Origin of the sequence: Haliea sp. E17 (genome assembly GCF_048323675.1) — a bacterium.
GTDB lineage: Bacteria > Pseudomonadota > Gammaproteobacteria > Pseudomonadales > Halieaceae > Mangrovimicrobium.
In genome coordinates this window covers 55,117-68,121 of sequence record NZ_JBLWFK010000001.1, presented here as the reverse complement: position 1 = coordinate 68,121, position 13,005 = coordinate 55,117, and the positions used below count along the sequence as shown (strand labels likewise).

9 protein-coding genes are annotated in these 13,005 nt (G+C 64.7%); 5 read left to right on the top strand and 4 right to left on the bottom strand.

Annotated elements, in window-relative coordinates:
- Positions 1-86: 86 nt before the first annotated feature.
- The 3 genes from ACNKU3_RS00275 to ACNKU3_RS00265 form a co-directional block, all read right to left on the bottom strand.
- Positions 87-2,585, bottom strand: a complete 2,499-nt coding sequence (locus tag ACNKU3_RS00275; protein WP_418257395.1) for a TonB-dependent receptor — start codon at positions 2,583-2,585, stop codon at positions 87-89.
- A gap of 222 nt (positions 2,586-2,807) precedes the next feature.
- Positions 2,808-3,992, bottom strand: a complete 1,185-nt coding sequence (locus tag ACNKU3_RS00270; RefSeq protein ID WP_418257394.1) for a hypothetical protein — start codon at positions 3,990-3,992, stop codon at positions 2,808-2,810.
- Positions 3,989-4,840, bottom strand: coding sequence for a hypothetical protein (locus tag ACNKU3_RS00265; protein ID WP_418257393.1), 852 nt, complete (start codon positions 4,838-4,840; stop codon positions 3,989-3,991). The genes ACNKU3_RS00270 and ACNKU3_RS00265 overlap by 4 nt, the downstream gene beginning before the upstream one ends.
- A gap of 249 nt (positions 4,841-5,089) precedes the next feature.
- On the opposite strand from ACNKU3_RS00265, the gene ACNKU3_RS00260 reads away from it, so the two are divergent.
- The gene (locus ACNKU3_RS00260; RefSeq protein WP_418257392.1) at positions 5,090-5,536 is read left to right on the top strand and encodes a nuclear transport factor 2 family protein; all 447 of its coding nucleotides are present in this window, start codon (positions 5,090-5,092) and stop codon (positions 5,534-5,536) included.
- Positions 5,537-5,575: 39 nt separating this feature from the next.
- Positions 5,576-6,925: an aromatic ring-hydroxylating oxygenase subunit alpha gene (locus ACNKU3_RS00255; RefSeq protein ID WP_418257391.1), complete on the top strand. Its 1,350-nt coding sequence runs from the start codon at positions 5,576-5,578 to the stop codon at positions 6,923-6,925.
- A gap of 14 nt (positions 6,926-6,939) precedes the next feature.
- On the opposite strand, the gene ACNKU3_RS00250 is transcribed toward ACNKU3_RS00255, so the two are convergent.
- A complete protein-coding gene (locus ACNKU3_RS00250) occupies positions 6,940-7,551 on the bottom strand; it encodes a TetR/AcrR family transcriptional regulator (RefSeq protein ID WP_418257390.1) in 612 nt (203 codons plus the stop codon).
- A 228-nt stretch (positions 7,552-7,779) separates the two neighbouring features.
- Here ACNKU3_RS00250 and ACNKU3_RS00245 point away from each other — a divergent pair, with 228 nt between their 5' ends.
- From ACNKU3_RS00245 to ACNKU3_RS00235, 3 genes are all read left to right on the top strand, one after another.
- Positions 7,780-10,044, top strand: coding sequence for a TonB-dependent receptor (locus ACNKU3_RS00245; RefSeq protein WP_418257389.1), 2,265 nt, complete (start codon positions 7,780-7,782; stop codon positions 10,042-10,044).
- A gap of 82 nt (positions 10,045-10,126) precedes the next feature.
- A complete protein-coding gene (locus ACNKU3_RS00240) occupies positions 10,127-11,587 on the top strand; it encodes a DUF1254 domain-containing protein (protein WP_418257388.1) in 1,461 nt (486 codons plus the stop codon).
- Positions 11,578-12,987, top strand: a complete 1,410-nt coding sequence (locus ACNKU3_RS00235; RefSeq protein ID WP_418257387.1) for a DUF1254 domain-containing protein — start codon at positions 11,578-11,580, stop codon at positions 12,985-12,987. The genes ACNKU3_RS00240 and ACNKU3_RS00235 overlap by 10 nt, the downstream gene beginning before the upstream one ends.
- The last annotated feature ends 18 nt before the right edge of the window (positions 12,988-13,005 follow it).

Genomic DNA, 13,005 nt, shown 5'->3' with positions numbered 1-13,005 from the left:
GGTAGTTCATAAGGTATTCCGTTGCGGGGCCTGGAACGCGTGCCGGGCTAAGCCCGGCACGCGACACTGGGTCAGGAAGAGCGGGTTCAGTAGTTCACCCGGAAGCCGAGCAGGTAGCGGCGGCCGTAGCTCTCTGCCTGGTTGATGGTGCCGTTGCCGTCGTAGCGGACATCGGTTTCATCGGTGAGGTTGTTGGCGTTGGCATAGACCGACACCGCGAAGCCTTCCCAGTCCAGCGGCAGGGTGTAGACCAGCGACAGGTCCAGGCGCTCCTGTTCACCCCAGTACTCGGTGGGGTCCTCGATCGGCGAGATCCACTCGTCGCGCCACTGGTAGTTTAGGCGCGCCGACAGCCCGAAGTTCTCGTAGAACAGGGAGGCGTTGTAGATCATGTCCGAGGTGCCCGGCAGGCGCAGGTTGTCGCCCTCCAGGGTCTCGAACTCGGAATCGAGGAAGGTGACGTTGGCGCTGACGCCGAAGCCGCTGAATATCTCCGGCAGGTAGTGGTCGGCGTGGGCAATCAGGTTGAGTTCCAGGCCCTGCATCTCGCCGTCGTTGCCATTTACCGCGCCGTAGAACTCCCACTGCTCACCGGCTGCCGAGGGCAGGTAGGTGCCGCCGTCGATGGCGGAGACGTCGGTGTAGATCACGTTCTCGATCTGCCGGTAGAAGGCGCCCACCGACACCAGGCTGGCGGGGGCGAAGTACCACTCCAGCGCGGTATCCACACCCATGGCCTCTTCCGGGTCGAGGGTCGGGTTGCCGCCGGTGACGGTTTGCTGGATCACGTCGATCGACGCGGCCGCGCGCCACTCGCTGTAGGTCGGGCGGTTGATCCCGCTGGAGAACGAGGTACGCCATTTGAGATCGTCGGCGAGGTCCACGTTCAGGTGCAGGCTGGGCAGCCAGTTGGTGAACTTCTCCTCGACAGAGATCGGCTCGTCCCCCAGGGTGCCCTCGCTGGTGTAGTCGGTCTGCTCGACGCGCACGCCGGCAATCAGGTTACCCCAGTCGAACCCGGTTTTGGCCTGGACGTAGGCCGCCAGAATGTCTTCCTCCAGCACGATCATATCGTCGGGGCTGATCTTGCCGGCGATCGACAGGTCGCCATCGGTTGCCCAGGCGTTGCGCAGACCCTTGTTGTCGTAGTAGGTGCCGCCGATGCTGTTGGTGGTATTGCTGTCCCAGCCCTTGCCGGTGTTGTAGTCATCGACATTGATGCTCGAGGGGAAGGCGCCGACCAGCGGGGTCGCCACGTAGCCGTCGGCATCGCGGCTGTCCCAGGCGAGGCCCAGGGCGAAGGTTGCGGGTTGCCCGAACCACTCGGATTCACGGGTCGCGTCCAGCTTGTACTTGGTGGCCTCGATATCCAGCTTCTGCACATAGTGAATGCCGAGATCGCGCGAGTATTGCAGGCTGGACAGGTCCTGGTCGAGGTACAGCAGGGGGTCTTCGAGGTCGCTAAGGTCGTAGTCGCCCTGCACCACCGCACCCACGCTGCGCGGCAGCGGCAGGTTCATGCCGAAGGTGGTCTCGGTGTAGTTGATTCGCGCCTCCAGGTCCCAGCCAGCCGCCGCGAAGTCGGCGCCCAGGGTAGAGGTGTCGGTGGAGTTTTCGTATTTGCCCGCTTCCAGCGCCCGGGATACCGCCCACAGCACGTCCTCGCCGGTGGTGCCCACCTGCTCTTCGAGCGCGCTGAACACGAACTGGTTGCGCTCCTCGCGGTCGACGAACTCGCTGTACAGGGTGCTGACGAAGAGTCGCTCCAGGGCGCCGTCGCCGCGGAACTCAAGGTGGCCGCCGTAGGCCTCGTCCTCGCGGGTGACCTTATAGCTGCGGAAGTCCAGCTCATCGACCAGCAGCTCGCCGGCTTCGTTGCGGTCCAGCGAGTACTCGCGGTTGTCGGTGATCTGCTCGCGACTGTTCTGCGAGCCGAACAGCATCAGGCCAACATTGTCGTTGGACCAGGAGCCGCGCAGGGCGTACTTGGATACATCGCCGCCGCCGAGGTCCTGTTCGCCAGAGCCGATGTCGCTGGCGAAGGAGAAGCCCTCCTGGTCGAAGGGATTGAAGGTGTGGATGTTGATAAAACCGGCGACCGACTCGCCCGGCATGCTGGGCAGAATCGCCTTGTTCGCTTCCACCCGGCTGGTGATCACCGAGGGAAAGCTGTCGAAGCGCGGGATGCGGCCGTTTTCCGCACCCGGTACATCGATGCCGTCAAAGGCGATACTGGTGTAGCGAAAGGGCGCACCGCGCAGGTTGATATAGCGCGCCTGGCCCTGGTCGCGCTCGATGGCGAGGCCGGGCAGGCGGCCGAGGGAGTCGGCCAGGTTCTGGTCCGGGAACTGGCCGATAGTATCTGCAGACACGATATCCACGTAGTTGTCGGCCAGGCGCTTGGCGTCGATCGCCGCCTGGTTGCTGTCGCGGATATAGGTGCCGATGATGTACACCTCCTCCATCGGCGCAACCGCGTCCTGGGGGTTGACGGTCGCTTCCTGGGCCTGCGCGGTGGCGGCCAGGCCGAGGGCGGCGCTGACGGCGGCCGCCAGGGGATAGGCGGTAAATCGGGACATGGACATCTCTTTTGCTCCTGGATATCAAGCGCTCGAAGGCGCGTTTGCGTGTGGTGGGCGGCAGTATCGGCAGGGGCGATGAAAGTTTTGTTACGCGGGCGGCGAATACGCGCGCTGAGATGTCTCTAACTTTGAAGACATTATTTATCAACGACTTGGCATATATGTTAGCGACATCTCCGGGGCCGGATGCGCCGCACGCAAGCCCGCCAGCCCGCCAGCCCGCCCTCAGGCGGCGCTGAGAACGATTTTGTCGGGCTCGAGGGCCAGCCGGTAGCGGGAGCGCCCGGTGCGCGTGTCGCGGCTGTCCTCGAACAGGTAGGCGGCGGACAACTCCTCGCCCAGCAACGCGGTCAGGTTGTCTTTCACCTTGCTGCGGTTCTGGTCGAGGACCTTGGCGCGCAGGCCCTTGTCGGCCAGTTCGTTGATCGCGCGGGCATGCCCGGATTCCGCCTCCATCAGGTGAACCAGGCCGGCAGCGCTTTCGAGGTCGGGGCGATTGGAGGAGGGATTGAGAAACCAGCCCTCCTCGGTGCCGGCGGCCCGGCGGTTGGCGTACCAGTAGTAATAGAAGAACGGGGTCGATGGCAGCTTCAATTCGATGCCATGGATACGTACGGCGCGCTCGGCGGGGAAAAAAGTGAGGTCGGGACGGGACTGGGCCACCCCCAGCGCCTGCTGCCAGTCGCCCGGGTGCAGGCGCAGCGCACACCTGAACCACGCCAACTGCCCTGCGGAAAGCGCACAGTCCGCGGCATCCAGCGCGAACTCGACCGCCGCTTCGGGATCACAGCGAGCCTGCATTGCGTCGGCCTCCAGCAATATTCCCAGCAGTGCATGCTGGGTTGGCGAGAAGGAATCGACACTGCGCGCCAGCACCAGGGCACGGCGGCGCGGACACCCCCCCTCCACCAGGCGCGCCAGCCACTGCCGCTGGGTGGTGCTGAGCGGCCGCGGCAGGCACAGCAGCACGCTCATGCCAGCCAGCGCCAGCAGCCCCTGGCCCAGCAGGATATGCGTCCAGTTCCTGCTGCAGGAGATGCCCAGCGCCAGTTCCATGGAGGCGGCGCCGATATCCCGGCCCAGCACCATCACCCGCGCCTTACCCGGCGGCGCAAACTCCTGTTGCTGTACACGCAGCACCCGGCCACGGCATTCACGCAGGGCGCTCCAGCGGCCTGCCGCCGGAAGGTGGCCAAGATCGCTGTTGACCTGCGCCGCCAGGTGTTCCCAGCCCTCCAGCAGGCTGACCTGGCTGACCCTGGCATTGATCAGGGCGTCCACCAGAGAGCCGTCGAGTTGCTGTTCGAGCAGCGCAATATAATGGCGCGGTGCATACCAGGCGGAGAGGCCCACCATCCCCAGCCAGGCCAGCAGACCGAACAGCGCGACCAAGCGGCGCGAAGACCTCACGGGCAGTCGATCCCCGGCGCCACCGTGCCCGCGCCATCGAACAGTGGCCAGAACACATCCAGGGCATCCACCAGGGCGCAATCGACACCGGACTGCAACCAGCGGCGACTGATAAACCAGGTGCCGGTGACCACCTCGCCATCGATCAGCAGGTAGGTGACCCCCTGCTCAAGCAGTTGTTCCTCGCTGATCATGGGACTGCTGATCAGATCGACTTCGCCTTCGCGGAATGCGCGGTAAAGCGAACTGGTATCGGGATAGAAACGCTTTTGCCGGTCACCGAGTTCGATACCGGCCCGGTGCAGCGCATTGACCGGTTGCTGGTAATAGGTGTGGCTGTGGGCATCTGCCAGCAGGCCGAGGGTCTTGTCGCGGAAAAAGTCGCGACTCAGGCGGGGCTGCCCCGCGCGGCTCAACCAGTACACCTCGGAGGGCGGTGTGTCCAGCAAGGGTGCATAGAACTCGTAAAACTCCGGCAGCAAACCCATCACCAGGTGGCGCCGGTTCCAGAACACGTCGTAGCGGCCCTCCATGACATGCTGGGCGGTGAGGTGTCCGCGCGGGCGCCAGTAGACATCGACGCCGGAAAACAGCGCCTGCACCCGCGGCTCGCTGCACAGGCCATCGGCCAGTTCCCGCGAAAACAGCGAGGTCAGGGTGAGCACCTGGAGGCGCTGGGTCACCCGGGATGCCGGGGTATTGCAGCTGTAGGCGCGGTAATCACCCAGCTGTATGGCCTCCGGCACCGGCCGTGACAGCAACAGGCACCCGGCCACACAGCCGGCCGCCAGCACGGCTACCGCGGCGTAATACAGGGAGCGGGTATCCAGCGGGCTGAGTGTTTGCAAGACGTCTCGCGGTCCGGTGACGATAATCCGGGGAGGGTAACGCCGCTTCGTGACACTTTCGTTAAGCTTCGGCCCGGCTCCCGGGCGCAAAGCCCGGCGCCAACTGCCAGCCGAAGCGCGACCGCGCGGAACCGGCTGGCAGTTTTTTCCCGCCATATTAAAAACATTCTTGATTGTATTCTTGCAAGGTAATAGTATCGGGGCACGATTCGAATAACCACACTCATTGCAGGTGCAGGAGATACAAAAATGCCGTCAATCCCCCTCGAAACCCGCGTAGCACTCCAGGACCAGATGACCGAGTACTGCTACCTGGTCGATAACATCGGTGAACTCGACCCTCTGCTGGACTACTTTACCGAGGACGCCGTGCTCGACTTTTCCGCGATCGGCCTGCCCTTCATGAACGGCAGGGCCGACTACCGGAAGTTCTATTCCGAGGTTTTCGAGAATATGTCGCACCATACCCACTACCTCACCAACTTCCGGATCGATGCCTACGATGGCGACAGCGCATCCACCCGCGCCTACGTACAGGGCATGGGACGGGCAAACGACGGCAACGAAGTGCTGGTGCACGTACGCTACACCATGGATTTTGTCCGCGAGGGCGACCAGTGGAAATGCCGGAAATACAACATCTACCCGGGCATGCCCCTGCCGGCGTCCCTGGACGAAATTCACGGCGACCGCTGAGTTAACCACCGCGCAAGGCCCACGACGAGGACAGCGAACATGGGAACCGATACTTCAGGACAGTTACAGCAGGACAAGAGCTACCCCACCCACCCGGACGCACAGGTACCCGCGGCCCGCGGCGACGCCATCACCGGCGACCGCTACTGGTCCAAGGATTTCGCCGATCGCGAGTGGGAGCACATGTGGAAGCGCATCTGGCACGTGGGTGGCCGCACCGCCCAGTTACAGGAACCCGGCGACTTCGTGGTGCACAACTTCCGCCATGAATCGATCCTCATGGTGAAACAGGAGGACGGCTCCATCAAGGCCTTCTTCAACGTCTGCATGCACCGCGGCAACCAGTTGCTGGCGGTGGAGGAAGGCGGGGTCAACGGCAGCTTCACCTGCCCCTACCACGGCTGGCAGTGGGGGCTGGACGGCGAACTCACGTGGGTGCAGGACGCGGAGGACTTCCCCCAGGGCAACCCCTGCGGCAAGTTGCGCCTGAAGGAACTGCCCTGCGACACCTGGGGCGGTTTCATCTTCTGGAGTTTCGACCCCGAGGTAAAACCCCTGCTCGAATACCTGGACCCGATCCCCGCCCTGCTGGCCAACCGCGACCTGGAGAACCACACCCGGGTGGTGTGGCGCACCCTGCGGGTCAACACCAACTGGAAGTTCGCCTCGGACAATTTCAACGAGGCCTACCACATCCCCTCGGTGCACCCCCAGTTCATGCCGATGATCGACGACCACTACTCCACCACGGTCTTCGAGATGTATCCCTCCGGCCACAACCGCATGATCGAGAAACTGCAGCCCTCCTCCCGGCTGCCGATCGACGCGGACATCATGCCGCTGTGGGCGGACGTGCTGAAAGAGTGGGATATCGACCCCGAAGAGTTCCGCGGCCGCGCCCAGGAGGCACGTGTCGCCCTGCAACAGGCACGGCGCAAACTCGGCCCCGAGCGTGGTTTCCAGTACTTCGCGAAATTTACCGACGATGAACTGACCGACCAGATTCACCACACCTGCTTCCCCAACCTCACCCTGACCGGCACCCCGGAAGGGCTCCACGTGTTCCGCACCGAACCCGACGCGGACGATCCCAACTGGTCCACCTTCGACTACTGGTACCTGGTGCCCGAGGTCGAGAAAGCCAGCGAAGTGGCGACCCTGTACGGCATGCGCCCCTACGAGGAAGCGGAGCACGAGGAAGGCGATTTCGCCAACTACGAGGCGACCATCGACCAGGGCGACTTCCTCAGCCAGGACCTGTCGCTGGCAGTGACACAGCAGCGCGGCCTGCGTTCCATGGCCTTTGGCGACTGCTACCTCTCCGGGCAGGAAACCCGGGTGCGGCGCTTCCACGAGGTACTCAACGACTACCTCAACGGCGACCGCTGAAAAACGGGCTCCCTTCAGCCAGTCGCGGGAGCCCGGATACCACACCCGGTGAGGAACACCTGCACCTCCCGGAATAGTCTCTCTTCGTCATCCCGGCCCATGCCTGTATCGCCCAGCAGGGGCCGGAACCCGCCCATGGCGATCAGTGTGAACAGGCGGGTTGCGCTGTCCACATCCGCATAATCCATTTGTCCGCGCTGCAGCAGGGCCGCAAAGTATTGCTGCAGCCGCTCGAACATGGAACGGCTCAGGGCATCGCGCGCCTGGGCGCAAATCTCCTCGTGGCGCGGCATTTCCGCGATGATCAGGCGCACAATTTCCCGGATCGACAGGTGCACTGACCGGATGGATTTCGCCGCCTGCAGGAGCACACCCGCGGGGTCGTCGAAACCCAGGTCGAAACGGGCCAGTTCCGCGGACATATCCTCGCTGACGTGGAGAACGACTTCCCCAAACAGCACTTCCTTGTTGTCGAACTGGCGATAGATGGTGGCCTTGCTGATACCGGCACGCTGCGCAATCGTATCGATGGTGGCTTTGCCGACCCCCTCCTCCTCGAACACCAGGCGCGCAACTGCAATCAGGTGCGCAAGCCGGTCCGGCGCCATTTGCCTGTTTGCCTTCATGTTAACTCCAGATAAAAAAACATTCTTAACTGTTTGACAAATGCGCGCAAGAGTCATACTCTGAAAAAACGAAAACGTTTTCGTTTCGAAGAATAACACGGATCACCCCCTGCGCAAAACCGCCAGGGGGCCGAAAACGGCTCCTGGCGATGGACATGCGGGACACCCGAGCCGCGGTGACGAAGCCTTAACGAATTCCAATAACAGTGACTACAGCAGAGAGCAGCCATGAAACCCAAGACAGCAGCGTTCCCCACACGCGGTGTCACAACCGCCGCCCGATTCCCCGCTTTCGCCCTCGGTGCAGCCGGCCTCCTGCAGGCCGCCACCCTCGCCGCCCAGCCCATGCTGGAAGAGGTGATGGTCACTGCCCAGAAGCGCCCCGAGAGCCTGCAGGACGTACCTATCTCGGTCGCCGCCATGTCCGGGGAGCGCCTCGACGCCATGGGCATCGAGAGTATCGAGGAACTGACCCTGTACACCCCCGGTGTCACAGTCACCGAGGGCGCCTCCGGTGCCCAGTTGTTCATCCGCGGCGTCGGCAGCGGTCTCAACAAGGGCTTTGAGCAGTCCGTGGGCACCTACGTCGACGGCATCTACTTCGGCCGGGGCCGCAGCACCCGTGTCGGCATGTTCGACATGGAGCGCGCCGAAATCCTCAAGGGCCCCCAGGGGGTCCTCTTTGGCAAGAACACCATCGCCGGCGCCTTCAACCTGACCACCCGCAATCCCGGGCAGGAGGCCGAGGGCTACGCCCAGGCCTCCTACGAGTTCGAGACCGAGGAGCAGAGTTACGAGGGCGCCTATGGCGGGCCGGTAACCGACACCCTCGGCCTGCGCTTCGCGGCGCGCTACTCCGACAGCGATGGCTGGATGAGGAACACCTTCACCGGCGAGGACATCGGCGGCGAAGAGGAGTGGATCTCCCGCCTGACAGCGGTGTGGGACGCCGCCGACAGCGTGGAAGTCATCGGCAAGCTGCAGTACTCGACACTGGAGCAGAGCGAGAAGCCCGCGGAACTCATCCACTGCGCGCCGCAGCTGCAGGCGCTGGTAGCCGGCGTCGACGACTGCCGCTTCGACGACAAGACCACGGTAACCGCCTACGATCCGGACGGCGGCCACGGCTCCGAGGAGATCGAGGCCTGGAGCGCCGGATTGACCGTTAACTGGGACTTCGGCGCCGGCACCCTGACCTCGGTCACCGGCTACACCGGCCACGACGACGACCTGTACCTGGACAGCGACTACACCCACCTGGATACCCTGGACGCGTCGCGCGACGAGAAGTTCAACTCCTTCAGCCAGGAGCTGCGCGTGGTCGGCGACCTCGGCGAGCGCATGGACTACATCGCCGGTGTGTACTACGAGTCCAACGAACTGGAGTACAACCAGGTCCTGTCCTATAACGCGGAACCCTCCACCGGCACCCCCTACGCCCTGTCGCGGGTGGTGGACGACGTGCAGGACACCAAAACCTACGCGGCATTCGGCCAACTGGGCTGGGATTTCACCGATACCCTCAAGCTGACCGTCGGCGCGCGCTACTCGGTGGACGAGAAGGAAGTGGACGCCCTCAACTACTGCGGCGAGTTCAAGACCTCCATCCCCAGTGGCGCGGCATCCTGCTTCGGCGCCCCCTATCACCTGAAGCAGAACCGCTCGGATGACAACTTCTCACCCTCGGTCACCCTGGAGTGGTCGCCGACCATCGAACACATGCTCTACGCAAAGGTCAGCCAGGGCTACAAGTCCGGCGGCTTCGACCTGCAGAGCCTGAGCGGCGACCCGGCCACCTTCGAATTCGAGCCGGAGGAGGTCGATTCCTACGAGATCGGTTCCAAGAGCACGCTCCTGGACGGTGCCATGACCCTCAATGTGGCCGTGTACCGCAACGAGTACAAGGACCTGCAGGTGAGCACCTTCGACGGCTTCGTCGGCTTCAACGTCGGCAACGCGGCGGAGGCAATTTCCCAGGGCGTGGACCTCGACCTCAACTGGGCGATCACCGAGTCCTGGCGCACCGCGTTCAGCGTCAGCTACCTGGACGCCACCTACGACAGTTTCCCCGGCGCCCAGTGTTCCTATCCCCAGACGGCGGCCACACCCGCCGGTGAAACCTGCGTCAACGACCTGTCCGGCGAGGACCTGCAGTACGCCCCGCCGTGGTCGGCGCACTGGAACCTGACCTGGGAGCGGGCGATCGCCGACAACCTCTACCTGGCGGTGTCCGGCGACCTCAACTACTCGGACAAGTACTACGTCGCCAACGACCTGGACCCGGAACTGCGCCAGGACAGCTTCACCAAGTTCGACATGCGCGTGGCGCTGTCGCCGCTGGACGATCGGTGGGAGGTCGCCCTGCTGGGCAAGAACCTGACCGACGAAGAGACCTTCAACTTCGGCAACGACGTGCCGCTGGCGCCGGGCAGCTACTTCGCCCACTACGACCGCACCCGCACGCTGGCCGTACAACTGCGCTGGAACTTCTGACCGCCTGGTGCCCCTCCGGGGGCACCTCCTGCTCTCATCACCAGACCGGGTGACTGCGGACCCGGATGGAGCGACAACGACCATGTTCGAATTGAATCCCAGGCGGCGCCCGCGCGCCGCACTCAACAGCAGCCTGCTCGGCGCAGCCCTCACCCTGGGAACGGCGTTCATGCCCGGCACGGCCTCGGCCGCAAGCTACCACACCGCCGGCGTGGACCAGTTCCAGATGCAGCGACTGCCGGACATCCTGCCCGCCGACGAGGAGGCGCGGGAAACCTGGGCCCGGGCGCTGGCCTTCGACCTCGCCGTTTACGGCCGGGTCGCGGCGCTCGAGTACGACCAGATGTACCGCCAGGCCGTGGACAAATCCGACCCGCTCTACACCGGCTTCAATCGTTTCGCCCACGGTCGCGACCTGGCCGGCCCGGGCTACCAGCCGTTCAAGAGCCCGAACGCCGATACCCTGTACTCCAACGCCTGGCTGGACCTGAGCAACGGCCCCGTGCTGATCACCGTGCCGGATACCGACGGACGCTATTTCACGCTCAACTTCCTCGACTTCTACGGCAGCGCGTCGAATATCAGCGCGCGCATCCAGGGTACCCGCGGCGGTCGCTACCTGGTGGCCGACGCCAACTGGGAAGGCCCGGTACCGGAGGGCCTCACGCTGTTTCGCGTCACGACGCCCTACGCCTGGATCCTGATGCGCGTACTGGTCGACAACAGCGCCGAACTGCCGGAGGTCCGGCGCCTGCAGGACCGCTTCACCATCGAAGCAGTGGGTGCGCGCCCCGCTCCGGCCGCCAGCCACTTCCCCTCGCCCGACTGGCAAAATCCGGAGGATTTCCTCGCCATCATGGACTTCGTGGTGCGCGAGGTCGGCTATCCGGCCAGCGAGGAGGCACTGGTCTACCGCTACCGCGGCCTGGGTGTGGGCGGCGACGAGTCGCCCGAAAGCGTGTGGCAGGACCCCGCCCGGCGACGCGGTATCGAGGCCGGCTTCGCCGATGCGGACCAGGTCATCGAACGCAGCACGGCCCAGACCGGGAAGAAGACCGGCAACTGGACCGAGGCGCTGGACCTCGGCCGCTATGGTTTCAATTACCTCTACCGCGCGTCACTGAATACGCTGGGCACCGGGGCCAATGTGACCGACGAGAACCACCCCTTCGTCACCTTTTTCGATGGCAGCGGCGCAGCGCTGGACGGCAGCGAGACCTGCTACCAGTTACAACTCGCCCCGCCACCGCCGGTACAGTTTTTCTGGTCGGTAACCCTGTATGACGCGCAGACCCGCGAGCTGTACCCGAACGCGGAAAATCGCTACCTCGTCAACGACCGCGTCCCGGACCTGGTCCGCGCGGCGAATGGCGCGGTCACTATCCACTTCCAGCACACACGACCGGCGCAAGCGGACAGCCTGAACTGGCTGCCGACGCCAGCCGGCCCCTTCTACATCGGCCTTCGCGCCCAGGGCCCGGGGCCGGCGATTCGCAACGGCGACTGGAAACCCGACGACATCAGGAGGACACCATGTCTTTGAGCAGAATGGCCGTCGCCGCCATGGGTACTGCGCTGTGCCTGCTGCTGCCCCTGCAGGCAGCACGGGCGGATACCGGCGTAACCAGTCCCCTGGAAAACGTCGCCGAACAGGCCTATATCTGGGGCTATCCGCTGGTGGAGGCGGCGAAAATCCGCCTGCGGGTCACCGACCCGGCCTATACCGGTGGCAGCAACGCCATGCTGGCGCCGCTGAACCAGTTCACCCACAAGCGGGAACTGGCGGACCCGGACTACCGCATCGGTGTCGGCCCCAACAACGACACCGTCTACAGCCTGGCCTGGGTGGACCTGGGTGCAGGGCCGATCGTGTTCGAGGCGCCGGATTTCGGCGCGCGCTACTACACCTTTTCCATGAACCTCGCCGACTCCTCGGCGCAGCAGTCACTGGGCCAGCGCACCCACGGCGGGCAGCTGCCGCCGGTGTTCCTGCACGGACCCGAATTCACTGGCGCTGTCCCCGAGGGCATGGTGGAAGTGGCCAGTAGCACCCGCTACCTGCTGATTGCGGGCCGCATCCTGGTGCGGGACGCCAGTGAGTACCCCCTGGTCAACGCCCTGCAGGACCAGTTGCGCCTGCGCTCCTGGGCGCAGTACCGCGCCGGCCAGCCCGGACCGGCCCCCGCGCCGGCGCAGCGCCCACTGCTAACGGACACGCAACAGCAGTTGCCGGAGGAACTCGCCTTCTATGCGGAGCTGGGCAACGTGATGCGCGACTGGTCATTCAGTGAAGATGACCGGCGCCTGCTGGCCGACATGGCGACGCTGCACCTGACGCCGCAAGCCGGTTTCGACCCCGCGGCACTGGATGCCGCACAGCGCGCGGCGCTGCGCCGCGGCTACGCCGCCGGACGCGCGGCGGTGGCGGAAAAATCACTGCAGCTCGGCACCGAGGTCAACGGCTGGACCGTCAACTATCGCGGCCCGCGCTTCGGCGATGACATCCTGCTGCGCGCCGCGGTGGCCAAGGACCAGATCTACGTGGCCATTCCCGAGGAGGCGATCTACCCGATCGCGCGGGTGGATGCCGCCGGCGAGCCGCTGGACGGCGCCTCACGCTACCGCATCGTGCTGGACGCCAACGCGCTGCCGCCCGTGGATGCCTTCTGGTCCATTACCCTCTACGACGACGCCGGCTACATGGTGCACAACCCGATCGGGCGCTACTCCATCGGCGACCGCAGCAACGACCTGGTCTACCGCGACGACGGCAGTATCGTCATCGAACTGGCGACCACCGCGCCGCCCGCCGGGCAGCAGGTGAACTGGCTGCCCGCTCCCGAGGGCCCGTTCTACCTGATGATGCGCCTGTACATCCCGCGCGACGCGATCCTGTCCGGCGCCTGGGTGCCGCCGCCAGTCGCCAGGCTGGGCAGCGAGTAAGCGCCCGTGACCTGTACC